This is a genomic window from Chryseobacterium aquifrigidense (genome assembly GCF_006716485.1).
Lineage (GTDB): Bacteria > Bacteroidota > Bacteroidia > Flavobacteriales > Weeksellaceae > Chryseobacterium > Chryseobacterium vietnamense.
The window spans coordinates 127,232-145,705 of sequence record NZ_VFPD01000002.1; the positions used below are offsets into that span (position 1 = coordinate 127,232).

The following is an 18,474-nucleotide window of genomic DNA, read 5'->3' on the forward strand; positions in this document are numbered from 1 at the left end:
ATCAGAAGCGGTTTCAATTTATAATAGATTAACAATTAATCATTTAACTTTAATACAGCCATGAATGCTGATTGTGGTACTTCTACTCTACCAATCTGCTTCATTTTCTTCTTACCTTCTTTCTGTTTTTCCAATAGCTTACGCTTTCTGGAGATATCCCCACCGTAACATTTTGCGGTAACGTCTTTTCTTAAGGCTTTAATCGTTTCTCTTGCGATTACTTTCGTCCCTAATGCAGCCTGAACAGCGATATCAAACTGTTGTCTAGGAATCAGCTCACGAAGCTTTTCACACATCCTTTTACCGATGTAATAAGCATTAGAATCGTGAATCAATGAAGATAAGGCATCTACCATATCACCATTGATCAGGATATCCATTTTTACAAGCTTAGAAGCTCTGAATCCTATTGGATGATAATCGAATGAAGCATATCCTTTAGAGATAGATTTTAATCTGTCATAGAAGTCGAATACAACTTCAGCAAGCGGCATATTGAAAATTAGCTCTACTCTTTCTGATGTCAGATAGCTCTGGTTAACGATCTCACCTCTCTTTTCGATACATAAAGTCATTACTGCTCCTACGAAATCGGATTTTGTAATGATTGAAGCCTTGATGAAAGGTTCTTCTACTCTGTCCATCGTCGAAGGATCCATCATTTCAGACGGGTTGTTGATCAGAATCGGAACTTCCGGTTCTTTTTTAGTATATCCAAAATAAGATACGTTCGGTACCGTGGTGATCACGTTCATATTGAACTCTCTGTCAAGACGTTCCTGAACAATTTCCATGTGAAGCATTCCTAAGAATCCGCAACGGAAACCAAAACCAAGAGCTGCAGAGCTTTCCGGTTCAAAAACCAGAGAAGCATCATTCAGTCTTAATTTTTCAAGAGAGAATCTTAATTCTTCAAAATCCTCAGAATCAATAGGATAAATCCCGGCAAATACCATTGGTTTTACTTCCTCAAATCCATCAATTGGTGCATCAGCAGGCTTCTCAAAAGAAGTGATGGTATCACCTACTTTTACTTCACGGGCATCTTTAATCCCTGAAACCAGATATCCTACATCTCCGCAATGGATTGTTTTCTTTGGGACCTGCTTCAGTTTTAAGGTACCTACCTCATCAGCTCCATATTCTTTTCCTGTAGCGAAGAATTTGATTTTTTCATTTTTAGTGATACTTCCGTTCACTACTTTAAAATAAGCTTCAATACCTCTGAACGGGTTGTAAACAGAATCAAAGATCAAAGCTTGTAGTGGGCCGTCCGGGTTTCCTACCGGTGCAGGAATTCTTTCAACAATCTGTTCTAAAAGATGGTGAACTCCTTCTCCTGTTTTTCCGGAAACTCTCAATACATCTTCATATTCGCACCCGATAAGGTTCATGATCTCATCGGTTACTTCCTCAGGATTTGCAGACGGGAGGTCAATTTTATTCAGAATCGGAATGATTGTTAAATCATTTTCCAATGCTAAATAAAGGTTACTGATGGTTTGTGCCTGAATACTCTGTGCGGCATCTACGATAAGAAGTGCTCCTTCACAGGCAGCAATGGAACGGGAAACTTCATAAGAGAAGTCAACGTGTCCCGGGGTATCAATAAGGTTTAAAATATATTTTTCTCCTTTATACTCATAATCCATCTGGATCGCGTGCGATTTGATCGTAATCCCACGTTCTTTCTCCAAATCCATATCATCAAGCGTCTGAGACTGTAGTTCTCTTTGGGTAACGGTATTGGTGTACTCCAATAGACGGTCTGCCAGGGTACTTTTACCATGGTCGATATGAGCGATTATGCAAAAATTTCGTATGTTTTTCATTTAAGAATCTTGTAGTTTGCAAAGATAAGAAAATGCAGGAGAATTTTTCATTCTTAATTCTTTCTTTTAACTGAAACACAGATAACAATAAGAAGAGAGGCAAACTTTCTCCCTTTTCAAATATTATTTTGTTTTGCCAAAGTTTTCCGGTAACACATAATTTCCGGTAAAAGGATCAAGATAAACTTTAGGTCCTACAGTATTCTTTTTTTTACCTGATAAACTGACATCTATCACTGCACCAATAACGCCACCAATCAGACCTCCTGCAGCTGCACCAATTGTAACCCCCGTTGTTGCCGTTTCAGGAAATAATTCTGCTCTTGTTACCTCAATAAAAACACCTTTGTCATCTTTGAAAATCTCAGTGTAACCCACTGGGATATTTTTGTAGGCAATGCCTTTATACACAAAACCATAAAAATGCCTTATTGCCGTTTTTTCTTCTCCTTTTACTGCCTTTGTAACGATTCCTTTATCATTAGTCTGCAAAGTAAATCCGGGCTCAGGATTGTGAGTAAAAAAGCTGTAATAGTCTTTATAAACTCCTTCTTTTAATTCTTCTGCTTTTAGAATACCAAGTTTTTCTTTCAATACAGAGGTATAATCAGGAAAATCATTTTCTGAAATACTAAGTTCCCAAGGTGTTGCTTTATAGGATTCTTTAAAAAGATCAGTAAGAATTAAAGTTACTTTTCTTGCCAGGCTTTGTGCCAGATAAGGAGTGGTTCGTGATGAGACTGTTGCTACAGTATCTATTCTATCAATAAAATGATATCCGTCTTCTTTCTTAATAAATGTACTTGCCTTTAATTCAAGCTTTCCGATAGAGTACTTTTCCTTTTTGTCTTCTGAAACATTCAAGTTTTCAAGCAAAAAAACCATCTCATTATTTCCCCTTACCTGATTGTATTTATAAAACCAATCCTGTATGTCTTTGCTGGCATTATTTTCGAAAATAACTTTTACCTCATCTTTATGGTACATCACCATTCCGATTTCCTGATTGCCTCTTTGATCTATCACTGTAAGACTTTTGACAGAGTTTTTGCTGTCTTTAATAGATTTTGAAAGATCAATGGTTTCTGTTTTCTGACCGAATAATACTATCGAAAATAATAAAAAGAAAAGTGCTTTTTTCATAGATAAAGTTTGTGGTAAAAATAATTTTTTTATTGTAAAAATTAAACGGCTCTCACAGAAAAAGATCTGGAAGAGCCGTCCAACATTAAAAAAATAAACTATTATGGGTTCTGTTTAGGTCCGGAAGCGTTGTTATTATTTCCGTGGGGGTTTCTTTCATCCATTTTATCCTTCATCATCTTTTCGGATTGAAACAGCTTCAGAACTTTTTGGCAGGGAATTACCTGCTGCATTTTATCTGCATATTTTTTTCTGTTATCCAATAGCTTCTGCCCTACTTCAAAACTTTGCTGCAACTTAGCTTTGGCTTCGTCATCTGATAAAGTTTCGGGATCAAAGTTGGAATTAAACTGACTTTTTATCTGCTTCTGGCTATCCAGATATTCGTTGTATAATTGTGTAAATTCAGCTTTATCATCAGGATCAACATTCAGATTATCCATGATCATATTGTTCCTGAATTTCTTCAGGAGTTCTTTTCTTTCTTCCGGAGAAAGATTATTGATGACTTCTTTCCTTTGCTTAGGATCCATCTTCTTCCAATCATAATCTGTTCTTTGGGCATTTAATCCAAAGCCATAAATAATCAAAAACGTCAATAATATCTTTTTCATTTTCTTTTAATTATAAATATCCAAATAAACGTCCTGAGTCGAATTACTTGCTAACTCTGCAATTTCAGAATTAGAAAACGAGTCCAGATATTCATTCATTCGTGTTTCTTCTTTTTTCTTCACAGTTTTCACCGGTTTAGGGCTTTCTGTTGTTGTTTTAGTTTCGCTTACACTTTTAGAAGCATAAACATTGTTATTTTTTTGATTGTCAACTGTTTGATTATTATTTTCCACAGAAGTTAAATCAGATTTTAAAGTCTCATAAGCCAGCTCGCTTTCTGTTTTGGGCTCTCCATTATTGGCCACATACGTTGTTTTAGAGTTCAGTATTTGTTCCGTAGAATCGTTATCTGAATTAAAAACATAAGTTGCTCCAAAAATCAAAGCCAGCGATGCAGCTGCTGCATACATCCAGTTCAGCTTAAAGACAGGTGCTTTTTTACTTGTCTTTATATCATTCATGACGTTCTCCTGAATATTTTCAAACATATTATCAGGAACTGTGTAAATGTTTTTACGCTCTAATTTTTCTATGTCGAACTCTTTCATCTTTGTTGGGTCAAAAATTATTTTTCGTAATTTTCTTTAATATAATCTTCTATCTTCTGTTTGGCATAATGATAATTTGTTTTTAAAGTCCCTACCGACATATCTACAATTTTTGATATTTCTTCGTAGGGCAAATCATCATAATACCGCATCATAAATACCAGTTTTTGCTTTTCGGGCAAACTCTGTATAGCGTTCTGCAGTAAAATCTGTATTTCTTCAGCATCTCCTTCTGTATTATCTGCAACAAGATTCTGCATATGATATTCGGGATCTTCGTCAGTTTTCTGCATTTTCTTCATTTTGTTAACCTGCTGTAGTGCTTCGTTGGTAGCAATTCTGTACAACCAGGTATACAACTGGCTATCATTTTTGAACTGATGAAAATTCTGATATGCTTTAATAAAAGTTTCCTGCAAAGTATCCTGTGCAAGATCTCCGTCCACAATAATTCTTCTTATGTGCCAGTACAATCTGCTTTGATAGGCATCCATCAAGGCACGAACCCCTTTATCCTGGGTTCGTGGATTCTGCATCAACGAAATAATTTCCGCGTCCTTAATCTTCATAAGATGCCTTCATTGTTTTGGATTACAAAAATAGCTGAAAGTTAAATTAAAAATTCAATTTTCATTTTAAATATTAAAAATAATATGAGACACTTACGCAATAAACGTGCCTATATTGAAGTACAGGATTTCTGAGGCCATCTTCCTTTCCCGGCTCAGCTTAAAATCTTATATTTGTTATATGCAAATTGTAATCATCGGTTCCGGGAATGTTGCCTATCATATGGCAAAAGCTTTCACTTTGAAAGGTATTCCTCTGGCTCAGTTATTTGGGAGGAACGAAAAAGAATTAAGTCAGATTTCTCACGAATTGAATATTCCTTACTCTACAGATCATCTGGAAGAAGCAGATCTTTATATCATCTGTGTAAGCGATCATTCAGTGGAAGAAGTTTCGAAGGTGATAACCGGAAAAGACTGTCTGGTTGCCCACACCTCCGGATCTCTTTCTAAAGAAGTTCTTGCCGGAAACTATAGAAAGGCCAGCTTCTACCCTTTACAGACTTTTTCAAAATCAAAAGACCTTGAATATGAAAAAATTCCGTTTTTCATAGAAGCAGAAAATGAAGAAGATCAAAAAATATTGTTTGGTCTTGCTTCAAAGATTTCGGAAAGAGTGATGGAAAGTACTCATGAAAAAAGAAAATATATTCATCTGACAGCTGTTTTTGCCTGTAATTTTGTGAATCACCTTTTTGCAAGAGCTAAAGAAATTTCAGATTCCCAGGAAATTCCGTTTGATTATTTCTTACCACTGATTGATGAAACAGTTCAGAAAATTCATGAAATTGAACCCAAAATGGCACAAACCGGACCGGCAGTAAGAAAAGATGTAAGAATTTTACAGCTGCATGAACAGTTATTAAAGGACGAAAGTCTTGACATTTATAAAACAATGAATCATTCTATTCAGAAAATGTATGAGTTATAAAGAGAAATTAAAAGATATTAAAGCATTTGTATTTGATGTTGACGGAGTTTTCACAGATGGAAGCGTCTACTTACTTCCCGGAGGAAATATGTGCAGGGTAATGAATGTTCTGGACGGATATGCGGTAGTAAAAGCTTTAAAAAACAATTATTTAATTGGTGTTATTACCGGAGGAAATGATGAAATGGTAAAGCACAGAATCAATTATCTGGGTATACAGGATTACTATCCCAAGTCTCACAATAAAATAGATGATTTCGAAGACTTTAAAAAGAAACATAATCTTAAAAACGAAGAAATTCTGACCATGGGTGATGATCTTCCGGATATTCATATCATGGAAAGTTCAGCCATTGCAGCATGTCCTGAAAATGCTGTTCCTGAAGTAAAGGGAATCTCCGATTATATTTCCCCCAAAAAAGGAGGAACAGGTGCAGTTCGTGATGTCATTGAACAGGTAATGAAGGTTCAGGGGAACTGGCATGACGATAATACCCAATCTGTATAAAAACTCTATGAAATTACTTTTAGCATCACAATCTCCAAGAAGAAAAGAACTTCTTTCTAGCCTTGGTTTTGAATTTGAGGTTGTAAAAATAGACTGTGAAGAAATTATCCCGGAAAATATCAAAATAGAGGAAGCCGCCGCTTACCTTTCTGATTTAAAGGCTCAGGCTTTCAGAGATCTGGAAGTAGGTGAAGTGCTTCTGACTGCTGATACAGTAGTTGCTATTGATAATGAAATTCTGGGAAAACCTAAAGATGAAGAAGATGCCTTTAAAATGCTTCAACATCTTTCAGGAAAAACGCATCAGGTCTACACGGGCATTACTATCAAAACATCCAGTACATCCATTACCGAAACAGATGTAGCCGATGTTACTCTGGATAATCTTTCTGATGAAGAAATAAACTATTATATTCAGAATTACAAGCCTTTTGATAAAGCAGGAAGCTATGGTGTCCAGGAATGGCTGGGTATGGCAAAGATCACAAGCCTTACAGGAAGCTATTATACCATTATGGGACTTCCTACCCATCTTGTTTATAAAATCCTGAAAGAATCTTCTCTGATTTAAAAGATTATCAGGTTTAAAACACCCATTGAAGAAGAAATAAAATACTTCCTTGAGAAATATAAATATTATTCATTATAAAATTTTATTATTTTTACAAAATCATCAAACTGCTGATAATAAAAAGCAGATTAGCGAGTTATATTGAATAATGAAAAAGAATATATTATTCCTTTTAGTCATATGTCTTGTTGCTTCCTGTGCTACCAAAACAAAAAAGCCGGAGCAGCGTTCAAGAGTATTGAAAGGATTTTCCACATATTACAACACCCTTTTTAATGCGAAAGATGCATTAAACAGTGAGTTCACAACCAGAGATAAGGGGCATAAGGATAACTTCTATGCTCCCTACATTCCTATTCTGACTTATGAAGAACAACCTTTGGGAAGTGATCTTGGCCAGACTGAAGCTTTTGCAGAAAATTCTATGAAGATGGCTGAAGTAGCCAACAGACCTTCGGGAAGAGGTAATTCCGGAATTCCGAATATCCCAGGAGGACCTCCGGGAAATGGACCTTCAAGACCTGACGGAGAACAGACTAAAGGCGCTACTACTCTGGAAATAGCAGAAGCAAAAGCTTTAAAAGCAATCAATAAATATTCTGTAACCAGAAATGGTGAAGAGAAAAATAAGCAGATTTTTGATGCCTACATGATCCTTGCACAGGCAAGAATTTATAGAGGTAAATCTCTGGAAGCCCTGGATGCACTCAATTATGTTTTCACCCGTATGAAAGATGATAAAAGGATTGCACTTGCAAGAATTTATCAGGGACTTGCTTATGATCAGATCAAAGATTATCATAGGGCACATGAAACATTTGCCAAACTTAAAAGTGAAGATATCAGTAAAAGCTATGCAAAACTGCTGAGCATTTACTACTCAGAATCTCTGCTTGATGCCGGAAAAAAAGAAGAAGCTGCTAAAGAACTTGATAATGCTTTTGAACTGAATTCTAACAGAAAACTGAAAAGCAGAATCGCTTATCTGAGAGGCCAGGTTCTGGAAAATCTTAACCAGAACGATAAGGCAAGAGAAAGCTATGCTGCAGCATATAAATATGCCAGTGATTTCGAATTTGAAGTAAAATCTCAGGTGGCTATTGCCAAAACGTTTAATGGTAAAGGTGATTATGCAGGAGCCAAAAATTATCTGGAAGGAATCAGTAAGAAAGGAATGTATGGCTCCAGAAAGAATGAATTTTATTATGCTTTAGGATTAATGGCCAATAAAGCAGGAAAGAAAGACGAAGCCCAGCAATTCTTCAGAAAATCATTATTTGAAAAAGTTTCTGACCCGCAGATCCGTGGGCTGGCTTATTATGAAATAGGAAAAAGTTATCTTGATAAGAATGATTATATCGGAGCCGGAAGTTATTATGACTCTGCTCTTGCTGTAATGACTTATGAGCCTTCAAAAATCCTGTTAAAGGATCAATCCGAGTATATTAAGAAGATATCAAAAAACTATTATCTGATTAAAAAGAATGACAGTATTCTTTCTCTGGCAAAGATGAATGATGGTCAGAAAACAGATTATTTTACAAAATATATCGCAAAATTAAAGATTAAAGAAGAGAAAGAGGAACAGGAACGAAGACGTGCGGAAAGAAGTAAAGGTTTTGATACTGGTGATTACAGTGCCAATTCTATTTTTGCCAATAGCGGCAATTCTTTTGAGGATTTTGGAGTCACTACAAAAGGGTTTTATTTCAGCAATTCAGGAACGGTAAGCAAAGGAACCTCTTCGTTTAAGCAAATCTGGGGAGACCGTGCCCTGGCTGATAACTGGCGTTCATCCAAGAAAATGGCCTCTATTGAAGATATGAAGAATGAAGCGTTAGGAGTTACCTCAGCGCCTAATCCAAGACGTTTTGAGCCTGCATACTATATTGAGCAGATTCCTACGGATCAGGGAAAATTATCACAGCTAAAAAAGGACAGAGATACTGCTTCATTGGGTCTGGGAATAATGTATCAGAATTATTTTACCAATACTCCACTGGCCACGAAAACGCTTTATGATCTTGTAGAGGTAAAACCGGAAGAAAAAGTGATGTTACAGGCGCTGTATGAGATTTTTGCCATGAATTATGAGAAAAATCCACAGGCTTCAGAAAGAGCAAAACAAATTCTCCTGGCAGATTATCCTTATACCTCTTACGCTGAATTTGCCAGAAACCCAAAGAATAAATCATTTGTAAAATCAACCGAAGAAGTTGAAAACGAATACAAAAAGGCATACGCACTATTTGAATCCGAAAAATTTGCAGAAAGTAAAGATGTGATCGATCAGGCGATTCAGAAGTATCCGAAAGATGCATTGGTTCCTAAGCTATATCTTTTAAATGCATTCAATGCAGGAAAATCAAGTGGAAAGGAAGTTATGATTCTGCAGCTTGAGCAGATTGCCCTGAATTATTCTAAAACACCTGAAGGCATAAGAGCTAAAGAAATGCTGAATTACCTGAAAAGTGACTTAAGCTTCCAGGCAACGGATAATAAAGGAAATTCTGTTCCTCAGCAGCCATCAGGAGCGCCTGTACAGCCTAACACTCAAAATACGGGACTTCCGCAAATGAACAACGGAAAAGTACAGAAGCTGGACAATATGCAGAACATTAATACAAATGCTGCTCCACAGCAAAGTCCTAAGCAGCCGAATGATACAAAGTCGGGTTCAAAGATCCCGCCAAGACCTCAATAAAATAAAAAGCGAAGATTTACTCTTCGCTTTTCTTTTTCTTTACTCCGTGGAAGTCTTTCAGATAAAAAGGCTCAAAATAGGCCATATCTTCAAATTCTTTGTTTTCTATCTTCTCCAGGGTCTTCCTGATAAGGTATTGTGCGGAAGGATAGACATCTTCTTTAAAAACAGCATCCGGAAGATTCAGAATTTCTTTTGCCTTCTTAGCACCATCCCCTACAAACAGAACTTTTTTATCTTTATATTCTTCAAAAGAATTTTCATCTAAAATCTTAGCTTCTGTCTCAGATAATTCTTTTCCTGTATTACCGTTGTAAACTGCCGTATAAACCTCCATTCTCCTTGCATCGATCAAAGGTATTACAAAGTCATAGTTAGCGCCTAAAAAAGGCTCTATCATGCTTTCAAGAGAATTTACTGCTACCAAAGGAATTCTGAGTCCATAGCAAAAGCCTTTTGCAGAGGCAGCACCAATTCTCAGACCTGTATAAGATCCGGGACCTTTACCTAAAGAAACGGCCTCAATATCTTTAAGGGAAATCCCCGCTCCTTCCAATGCCCATTCTACATAGGTGTGAAGACTTTCAGACTGTTTATAGTTTTCAGAAACTTCTTCACAAAGGCATAACAGCTTTTCATTGTCTGATACTGCTACTGAACAGTTCTTGGATGATGTTTCCAGATATAGAATTTTCATTTTTTTGTTTTAAGCTAAACAGCAAAATTGCTTTTAATATTCTGCAAATTTACTCCATTATTTTGGACTATTTTCTATAAATTGTTCTTGGCTCAGCCTGAGCGCTTGGATAGATGGTCATATCAGAAACAGTAACATGTTTCGGTGCATTTACACAGTAAGCAATAGCATCAGCAATATCTTCGGCTTTCAGAGCATCATAGCCCGCATACACCGTTGAAGCTTTTTCACTGTCTCCCTTGAATCTTACCAGAGAGAAATCTGTTTCTACAGCTCCCGGCTGAATGTTGGTTACTTTGATTCCAAATTCGGTAAGCTCCAGCCTCATTCCTTCCGAAATAACGTCTACTGCTTTCTTCGTTGCACAGTACACTACTCCATTTGCGTAAGTTTGTCTTGCTGCTACAGAACTGATATTTACAATGTGACCTAAATTTTTAGTTTTCATCATTGGAATGATCATTTTAGAAACATAGAGCAATCCTTTGACATTGCCGTCAATCATAGAATCCCAGTCATCAGTCTTACCCTCAGAAAGAGGATCTAACCCATGAGCATTCCCTGCATTATTAATCAGTACATCAATCTCTTTCCAGTTTTCCGGGAGAGCATTAATGGCTGTTTCAACTTCCTCAAGATTCCTTACATCAAACATTAAACTAAATATTTCGGTAAATTCAGATAGCTCTGTTTTCACAGATTCCAGCACCTCATTTCTCCTTCCACAAATAATAATTCTGTTTCCTTGTTTTGCAAGAAGCTCTGCAGTGGCTTTACCTATACCGGAAGTTGCTCCGGTGATCAATATTGTCTTCATAAAATTGGGTATTAAATGTCTGAATGCACTACTCTGTCAATGTCATGATCCTGATACATTCAAACATTGTTGTATTGATTTATTAATTTGCATCAAAGGCCTGAAAAGCATCTTTGATATGGTCAATCATTAAGTTTTTATTATCATCGGGAAGAACAGAAATAATATCAAATCTGGCTTCCTGGTCTTTATTAAATTCCTCCAGATAATGATTGGCTGCAGAAACAATGGATTTTATTTTTGTTTTGGTTACAGCTTCCTGAGGGAGCATAAAGGCATCGGTGGATCTCGCTTTCACTTCTACGATAATAATCAGATTATCATTTTCAGCAATAATATCAATTTCGTTATGCTTAAAACGAAAATTTCTGATAAGGATTTTGTAGCCGTTTCTTTCCAAATATTCAACTGCTAAATCTTCTGCTAAGATACCGAAGTCATTGTGATTTGCCATAATAAATTTTGTATTATTGCTGTACTTTTTCCAAACCTATGAAATTTAATTTATTTATTTGTACTATTCTGATTATAAGTTCAATTGGCTGTTCTTCATCTGATGAAAACAATGAAACCCCAACAGATAATAACCCGAAAAACATAATGTTTATTGGCGGCACCAATGAATATTATGCTATTAATTCTCAAAACGGCCAATTAAAATGGGTGTTTTCGGTTCTTAATGGCCGCTTTCAATATAGTACTGCTTTTTATAGTAATAACGTATTGTATGTGGGCTGTACAGACAGTTACCTTTATGCTATAGATGCATCAAAAGGAACTTTATTATGGAAATTCAAGACAAATGAAGCAATAGAATCCAGCGTTTACGTTTATAATAATACCGTTTTCTTTGGAAGCGATGATGACAATTTTTATGCATTAAATACAGCCACCGGAGAATTAAAATGGAAATATACTGCTGGATTTAATGTAAGCTCGAGCCCTGTGGTATCTGGAGATATTGTGTATTTTGCCAGTGATGATGGTTATGTTTATGCTTTGGAACAGGGTAGTGGAGCTTTAAAATGGAAATATTATACCGGCAGCATTTTTAATTCTTCATCCTCATCCATAGTTGGGAATAATCTTTATATTGGAAACAGGAATGGCAATATTTACAATATCAATAAAAACACAGGTCAACTCAATTGGGAAAAGCAACTTGGCAGCTCTGTTGAGTATTCTTCTCCTACAATTTTAGACGGATATTTATATGTTACTGATAAAAACGCATTGTACAAAATGGATGCTGTAACCGGAAATATTATCTGGCAGTCCTATAATTCGGGTAATTACTCAAGCAGCCCTTTTGTTAATGAAAACTACATTACGGTAAATTCCAGCTCGGGAAATCTTACTGTTATTGATAAACAGACCGGAAACACAAGGTGGCAAAAAACAATTTATTCCAATAGTGCAGAAGCGGTTTCTACAGACGGTACTGTTTTTATTGGAGGCGGTGGTTCAAATTATGTGTATGCCTTTTCTGAAAACGATGGTACAGAAAAATGGAGATTTCCAATGAAGGCAGTCACCACTTCAGCGCCTGTCATAATCAATAAAGATGGTAAGGTCGTTTACCCAAGCAAATCGGGAGGTAGAGATTAAAACTCTACCTTTACTTTATCATCAGCTTTTATGTTAATTTCAGCTCCAATAATCAATGGCCTGTTGTCTTTAATATGTCCATTCGGGAAGGCAAATACTACCGGGAAATTATACTTTGAAATTCTGTCAGAGATCAGTTTATAAACAAACTCATCAAAACTTTCTTCATAGCTGTTGTTTTCCTTTTCATCTCCCATATTGGTCATTCCGCCAACAATCAATCCTTTGATTTTATTGAAGACACCTGCCAGCTCCAGACTCATGATCATACGGTCCAGTGCATAGAAGTTTTCTCCGATATCTTCGATAAACAGAATCTTGTCTTTAAAATCGAATGAATATTTTGTTCCCAGAAGGGCATAGATAAGGGCTAAATTCCCTCCGACCAGTTCTCCCTGAATACTCCCTTTTTTATTCAATTGGTGAGATTCAAGGGTGTATTTTGGCTTTTTCCCTTTCAGGATATCGAAAATAAGATCATAACTTTCATCTGTAACTCCAAAGCTGGATGTTTTAATGGTTTGTCCATGGATGGAAGCAAATCCTTTTTTCATCAGATAACTCTGGATAACTGTATTATCGGAATATCCAATGTACCATTTCGGGTTTTCCTTAAAATTTTTCAGTGTCAGGTGCTGGATAAGGTGCTGGCAGCCATATCCACCTCGGGAAGCCCATACCGCTCTTATTTCTTTATCGTTTAAGGCCCAGTTGATATCTTTTGTTCTTTCCTTTTCTGTTCCGGCATAATTGTATCCGTTTGAAAATTTAGTATAGAGATGTTCTCCGAGAACGGGTTCAAAACCTCTGCTTTTAATCATTTCTATTCCTTTTTCCAGTTGAGAGGTATCTACCGCTCCTGCAGGGGAAATAACAGCTATTTTGTCTCCTTTTTTAAGGGACTTGGGAAAGATCATTTTTTTCATTTTGTTTTTTGATATTTTACTTCTTTCTTTTCTGCTTCCTCCAGCTGTTTTTCAAACTGATTGAACTTTTTAAAACTCTGCAGGAAAATAAAGAAACTGAAGACAATAAGAATACAGCCAACAACTCTTCTGATTTGGTTGGCCAGTTTTTGTGTTAATTTATCGTGAAATTGCTTGGCAAGAAATATCTTGGCAAGATCTATAGACAGGTAGGTAGCCAGGACTATGCTTATGTATAAAACAAAACTGCTGGTGTCCGGATATTGATTCCTTACGGAAATTACCGTTACGAGCCAGAAAAGGATGACTCCGACATTGAGAAGATTAAAGAAAAAACCATTGAAAAATGTCTTGATATAGTTCTGCCCGATAATCCTTTCTTCACCAGGCAAATGCATTTTGGTTTTGGTAACCAGCATCACAATTCCATAGACGAAAATAAGAATAGAGGTGATCCTGTAAAACCCCGGATGTTTATCAATTAAAGAAACAATATCCGTACTGGCATAATAAGCTGCTACAATGCATAATAAATCTGCGGTAATCACACCAAGATCCAGTGACAGGGCATGTCTGGGTCCTCTGGAGAAGCTGGTTTCAATTAACAGGAAAAAAATAGGTCCTATGAAAACCAGGCTCAGCATAAATCCTAATATGATGGCAGATAGTACAAGTTCTAGCATTAAGTGGTGTTTTAAAATGAATAAAAATTCATTTCGTTTAATACAAAGTTAGACTTTATGATTTAATTATTCAATAAAGTTGTGATATATCAAGTGGATTTTAATCAGAGTTTAATGTATTTTTTTTTTAGAAATAGGAGAGGAGCATTTATTATACGTTTTTTGCAAAAAAAATAAAGAGGTCATTCCGTTTAGAAACAACCTCTTTTGTATTATTATTTTACTGCATACGTTCAGCAATCTGATTTTTTATTTTTCCAGACAGTTTTCATTAAAAACAAATTCGAAATCTTTTCTAATTTTAAGACCAAAAATACCTCTTTCGAAGGTATAAATAACTTGATTTTTAAACAGCATTCTTTTATAATCAATCCAAAAACTTCTGGTCATATAAGAATATTCGTAGGCGTTTCCGCTCAAATAAACGTAAGTTGTTTTACCTTTCTGATGGCTGCGCACACTTCCAACCTCTGAAACCATAGATCTGAAACAGTATGTTTCCTGGGTAGGATTCATTCCTGTGACATAATTGATCAAAAAAAATGCATTGACTATCTGTGGAAATGTCACTCCAAAAAAGTATTTTTTTCCTTGTTTATCAATATTAATAATCTTCTTTTTGATTAAAATATTACATATGACTACAAGAATGATTATTGCCAGTACAAACAGATAAAAATTGATAACAGTATTAAAAATTACTGTTACCAATAATATTGCGTTTAAAATACTAAATACAATGTATTTATCTATTCTCGTCATTACTTCACAATCTGGAAATCAAGCTGCTTCTGAATCAGATTGGCTTTTACCACTTTGATCTGAACTTCATCTCCTAACTGGTATTTATTTCCGTGTCTTATTCCGTATACTGCATGTGTTTTTGCATCATACATATAGGAATCATCTACAAGATCTCTAAGCTTGATAAGTCCTTCAGCTCCGTTTTCTGGGATTTCGACCCAGAAACCAAACTCAGCCACTCCGGAAATCACTCCTCTGAATGTTTCTCCCAGATGTTTTTCCATGAATTTCACCTGCATAAACTTGATGGAGTCTCTTTCTGCATCTGCAGCCAGTCTTTCCATAGCACTACAGTGTTTTGCTTTTTCTTCAAGCTCACCTCTGTTTGGAGATTTTCCTCCGTCCAGATAATGCTGAAGAAGACGGTGTGCCAACAAATCCGGGTAACGACGGATAGGAGAGGTAAAGTGACTGTAATATTCAAAACCAAGACCATAGTGGCCAATAGGTTCTGTAGAATATACTGCTTTGCTCATACTTCTCATCGCAAGAGTTTCAATCATATTCTCTTCGCCCTTTCCTTTCACATCATGAAGAAGTTTATTCAAAGATGCGGCTACCTTTTTGGTATTGGCCAGATCCATTTTATATCCGAAAGTAGCAACAAAGTCTCTCAATGACTCTAATTTCGCAGGATCCGGATCATCGTGAACCCTGTAAATAAATGTATTATTTGTGATCTCACCTTTTCTTGAAAGTGATACATATTCTGATACTTTCTTATTGGCTAAAAGCATGAATTCTTCGATCAGGTGATTCGAGTCTTTACTTATTTTAAAGTAAACACCAATCGGTTCACTATTTTCATCAAGATTGAATCTTACCTCACTTCTATCAAAAGTAATGGCTCCTTTTCTGATACGTTCATGACGCATTATTTTCGCCAGCTTATCCAGTGTGTTGATCTCTTCCGCAAGATCTCCCTCTCCGGTCTCGATACGTTCCTGAGCCTCCTCATAGGTAAATCTTCTGTCTGAATGAATAACCGTTCTTCCAAACCACTGTTTCTGAATTTCAGCATTGTCATTCAATTCAAAAACGGCTGAAAAAGTATATTTGTCTTCGTGTGGACGAAGGGAACAAACATCATTACTCAATACTTCCGGCAACATCGGCACAACCCTGTCAACAAGATATACCGAAGTAGCTCTCTGATACGCCTCATCATCCAGAATAGTTCCCGGCACCACATAATGAGATACGTCAGCAATATGGACCCCGATTTCCCAGTTTCCATTTTCCATTTTTCTTATGGATAAAGCATCATCAAAATCTTTCGCATCCTTAGGGTCAATGGTAAACGTACAGATATTACGCATATCCCAACGTTTTGCTACCTCTTCATCTGTTATCCTTCTGTCGATTTTATCTGCATCAGCTTCTACTTCCGATGGAAACTCATAAGGAAGACCATATTCTGCAAGAATAGAGTGGATTTCCGTTTCATGTTCTCCAGGAGCACCCAGCACCTGAATGATTTCACCTTCCGGATTTTTATCACCCGGTCTCCATTCTGTCATTTTTACAATGACCTTATCGCCATCTTCAGCGCTGTTGAATTTTCCTTTCGGAATGAAGATATCTGTGTTGATGGTCTTTTTATCACAAACCACAAACCCGAATTCCTTATGAGCAACCTTCTGAAAGGTACCCACAAATTCTGTTCTGCTACGTTCTAAAACTTCCAGAACAGAACCTTCAAGCTTCTTTCCTTTATAATGATAAGTTATAATAAGAACCTTATCTCCCTGCAGTGCATCCTTCACATTTTTGGCATGGACGAAGACATCATCTTCCAGGCCTTCCACACTTACATAAGCATTTCCGCTTTGGTTGAAGTCTATAGTTCCGGTAAGCGTTCCTGCTATTTTCAGGTTCACAATATACTTTCCTTTTTCTACTTCCTTAATCTTTTCAGATCCCTGAAGTTTATGCAGTGCCTGGATAACAAGTTCTCTTTGTCTTGGATTTTTATAATCTATTCCATCGGCGATCTGCTTATAATTATAAATTTTGGATGAATTTGCATTCATAAAACGGAGGATCAGTCTGCCGATCTCCATCATTTTTAAATCATTTTTATGACTTATATATTTTCTTTTTTTTGGCATTTTAATTTTCTTTTAATTGTTTTGGTCTTATCTCAACTAAGACCTTTTTCTAAATCTTCCTTATTCATTCCTTTGTATAAGGTCATTCAATTTCATCATTAGAATCTTTCCGTAAATCATCAGAAATTATCTTTCAGTTTGCTTACAACGGGAGCTTTAGTTTTGTATAAATTTAATACAATTCTGGAGAAGAAAAGAGAAAAACCTTCTATTAAATATATTTCAAATATAAGAAAGGCTTTGGAGAATAATAGAGTGTAATTTCTATTGGACACTGCAAATGTACGAATAAAAAATAAATAAGGCTTGCAAAGTAATTTACAAGCCTTATTATAGTATTTAGCAAACTGCAATTTTGTCAACTCTATTCTGGTGTCTTCCACCTTCGAAGTCTGTTGAAAGAAACTGATCTACAATTTCCAGCGCCAGTTCCTTAGCTATAAATCTTGCCGGCAGTGAAATCATGTTGGCATCATTATGCTGTCTTGCCAGTGTTGCAATCTCCGGCATCCAGCATAAAGCGCATCTTATCTTCTGATGTTTGTTAGCAGTGATCTGAACTCCGTTTCCGCTTCCACAGATCAGAATTCCCAGCTCATTTTCTCCGTTTTCCACAGAGGTTGCGGCAGGGTGTACAAAGTCCGGATAATCCACACTGTTTGTGGAAAACGTTCCAAAATCCTGAACTTCAAAACGTTCTGAAAGGTAGTTCTTAACAATCTCCTTATATTCATAGCCTGCATGGTCCGCTGCGATAGCAATTTTTCTTTTCATAGTACTCTTATTAAGCTTTATTAGATTCTATTTCCTTACAAAGGTAATAATAATAACAATTCGTGTTAGTAAACCCTGAGTTAATTGTGAAAAGGTATGTGAATAACTGTGGAAAACTTTTATCAACTTTCTATTTTTAAAGATGAATTTATTTCGTAATAGAAATTCTTTCTGAAGATTTTCACCACAACTTTCCAGATGTTTTCTTCAGCTATCCCCAGATTTTTCCATAATAAAATAACTAATAATGGCTTCATCTCAAAGTTATCAACATTTGTTAATAAGTGTGTGAAATAGCAGGTTTACAGAGATTTATATTGTGAATTAAATATGAGTTGAATAAAAGTTGAATGTTATCAATTTTTAGCCTAAAACTTATCCCCGAAACTAACAACACTCAACAACAACTACATTATTTTTTTTTTTAAAAGAGAAAAAATTGTTGATTAATGGGTGATTGGGTTCGGGGAAAGTTTTTGAAAACTTTTATTTTAATCAAACTGTTGAAAAAGTTTAAAACCTTACATTTGTGAAACAAAAATTCAATGAGATTTATGAAATTGTTCTTGCGAGATTTTATCAAAAGCTAAAACGGATTTCTCGCGGCAGTCTCATAAAGGCTTAGCAAAAAAT

At 36.0% G+C, this 18,474-nt stretch carries 18 protein-coding genes; 5 read left to right on the top strand and 13 right to left on the bottom strand.

Features of this window, described 5'->3' with window-relative positions:
* Positions 1 to 35: 35 nt before the first annotated feature.
* The 5 genes from lepA to FB551_RS15705 all read right to left on the bottom strand — a co-directional run bounded on the left by lepA (position 36) and on the right by FB551_RS15705 (position 4,707).
* Positions 36 to 1,832, bottom strand: coding sequence for a translation elongation factor 4 (gene lepA / locus FB551_RS15685; RefSeq protein WP_142018191.1), 1,797 nt, complete (start codon positions 1,830 to 1,832; stop codon positions 36 to 38).
* A gap of 123 nt (positions 1,833 to 1,955) precedes the next feature.
* Positions 1,956 to 2,975, bottom strand: coding sequence for a hypothetical protein (locus FB551_RS15690; protein ID WP_142018192.1), 1,020 nt, complete (start codon positions 2,973 to 2,975; stop codon positions 1,956 to 1,958).
* 101 nt (positions 2,976 to 3,076) lie between these two features.
* Positions 3,077 to 3,589 carry a hypothetical protein gene (locus FB551_RS15695; protein ID WP_047426437.1) on the bottom strand — a complete coding sequence of 171 codons (513 nt, stop codon included), beginning with the start codon at positions 3,587 to 3,589 and terminating at the stop codon, positions 3,077 to 3,079.
* Between the two features lie 6 nt (positions 3,590 to 3,595).
* Positions 3,596 to 4,138, bottom strand: a complete 543-nt coding sequence (locus tag FB551_RS15700) for a hypothetical protein (RefSeq protein ID WP_047426438.1) — start codon at positions 4,136 to 4,138, stop codon at positions 3,596 to 3,598.
* 17 nt (positions 4,139 to 4,155) lie between these two features.
* Positions 4,156 to 4,707 carry an RNA polymerase sigma factor gene (locus tag FB551_RS15705; RefSeq protein WP_034694015.1) on the bottom strand — a complete coding sequence of 184 codons (552 nt, stop codon included), beginning with the start codon at positions 4,705 to 4,707 and terminating at the stop codon, positions 4,156 to 4,158.
* Positions 4,708 to 4,888: 181 nt separating this feature from the next.
* On the opposite strand from FB551_RS15705, the gene FB551_RS15710 reads away from it, so the two are divergent.
* The 4 genes from FB551_RS15710 to porW all read left to right on the top strand — a co-directional run bounded on the left by FB551_RS15710 (position 4,889) and on the right by porW (position 9,421).
* On the top strand, positions 4,889 to 5,638 hold the full coding sequence (locus tag FB551_RS15710; protein WP_142018193.1) for a Rossmann-like and DUF2520 domain-containing protein: 750 nt from the start codon (positions 4,889 to 4,891) through the stop codon (positions 5,636 to 5,638).
* Complete coding sequence (locus FB551_RS15715; protein ID WP_047380044.1) at positions 5,628 to 6,146, top strand: KdsC family phosphatase; 519 nt, start codon at positions 5,628 to 5,630, stop codon at positions 6,144 to 6,146. Before FB551_RS15710 ends, FB551_RS15715 begins: the two co-directional genes overlap by 11 nt.
* A 7-nt stretch (positions 6,147 to 6,153) precedes the next feature.
* Positions 6,154 to 6,717, top strand: a complete 564-nt coding sequence (locus FB551_RS15720) for a Maf family protein (protein ID WP_142018194.1) — start codon at positions 6,154 to 6,156, stop codon at positions 6,715 to 6,717.
* A gap of 148 nt (positions 6,718 to 6,865) precedes the next feature.
* A complete protein-coding gene (gene porW, locus FB551_RS15725) occupies positions 6,866 to 9,421 on the top strand; it encodes a type IX secretion system periplasmic lipoprotein PorW/SprE (RefSeq protein ID WP_142018195.1) in 2,556 nt (851 codons plus the stop codon).
* A 16-nt stretch (positions 9,422 to 9,437) separates the two neighbouring features.
* Here porW and tsaB read toward each other — a convergent pair whose 3' ends face one another.
* The 3 genes from tsaB to FB551_RS15740 form a co-directional block, all read right to left on the bottom strand.
* Positions 9,438 to 10,118, bottom strand: a complete 681-nt coding sequence (tsaB, locus tag FB551_RS15730) for a tRNA (adenosine(37)-N6)-threonylcarbamoyltransferase complex dimerization subunit type 1 TsaB (RefSeq protein WP_142018196.1) — start codon at positions 10,116 to 10,118, stop codon at positions 9,438 to 9,440.
* Between the two features lie 67 nt (positions 10,119 to 10,185).
* The gene (locus tag FB551_RS15735; protein WP_047426449.1) at positions 10,186 to 10,935 is read right to left on the bottom strand and encodes an SDR family NAD(P)-dependent oxidoreductase; all 750 of its coding nucleotides are present in this window, start codon (positions 10,933 to 10,935) and stop codon (positions 10,186 to 10,188) included.
* Positions 10,936 to 11,017: 82 nt separating this feature from the next.
* Positions 11,018 to 11,389, bottom strand: a complete 372-nt coding sequence (locus FB551_RS15740) for a YraN family protein (protein WP_142018197.1) — start codon at positions 11,387 to 11,389, stop codon at positions 11,018 to 11,020.
* 38 nt (positions 11,390 to 11,427) lie between these two features.
* Between FB551_RS15740 and FB551_RS15745 the strand changes: the two genes are divergently transcribed.
* Positions 11,428 to 12,543 (top strand): outer membrane protein assembly factor BamB family protein, encoded by a 1,116-nt coding sequence (locus FB551_RS15745; protein ID WP_142018198.1) that lies wholly within the window; start codon positions 11,428 to 11,430, stop codon positions 12,541 to 12,543.
* On the opposite strand, the gene FB551_RS15750 is transcribed toward FB551_RS15745, so the two are convergent.
* The 5 genes from FB551_RS15750 to rpiB form a co-directional block, all read right to left on the bottom strand.
* The gene (locus FB551_RS15750) at positions 12,540 to 13,469 is read right to left on the bottom strand and encodes a S66 peptidase family protein (RefSeq protein ID WP_142018199.1); all 930 of its coding nucleotides are present in this window, start codon (positions 13,467 to 13,469) and stop codon (positions 12,540 to 12,542) included. The genes FB551_RS15745 and FB551_RS15750 overlap by 4 nt on opposite strands.
* Positions 13,466 to 14,152, bottom strand: coding sequence for a LysE family translocator (locus tag FB551_RS15755; RefSeq protein ID WP_047426457.1), 687 nt, complete (start codon positions 14,150 to 14,152; stop codon positions 13,466 to 13,468). Before FB551_RS15755 ends, FB551_RS15750 begins: the two co-directional genes overlap by 4 nt.
* Positions 14,153 to 14,401: 249 nt before the next feature.
* Entirely contained in the window at positions 14,402 to 14,914 is a 513-nt protein-coding gene (locus tag FB551_RS15760; RefSeq protein ID WP_142018200.1) for a hypothetical protein, read from the bottom strand.
* Positions 14,914 to 17,067, bottom strand: a complete 2,154-nt coding sequence (gene rnr / locus FB551_RS15765; RefSeq protein WP_047426460.1) for a ribonuclease R — start codon at positions 17,065 to 17,067, stop codon at positions 14,914 to 14,916. The genes FB551_RS15760 and rnr overlap by 1 nt, the downstream gene beginning before the upstream one ends.
* Positions 17,068 to 17,406: 339 nt before the next feature.
* Positions 17,407 to 17,841: a ribose 5-phosphate isomerase B gene (gene rpiB, locus FB551_RS15770; protein WP_047426463.1), complete on the bottom strand. Its 435-nt coding sequence runs from the start codon at positions 17,839 to 17,841 to the stop codon at positions 17,407 to 17,409.
* Positions 17,842 to 18,474: the final 633 nt, after the last annotated feature.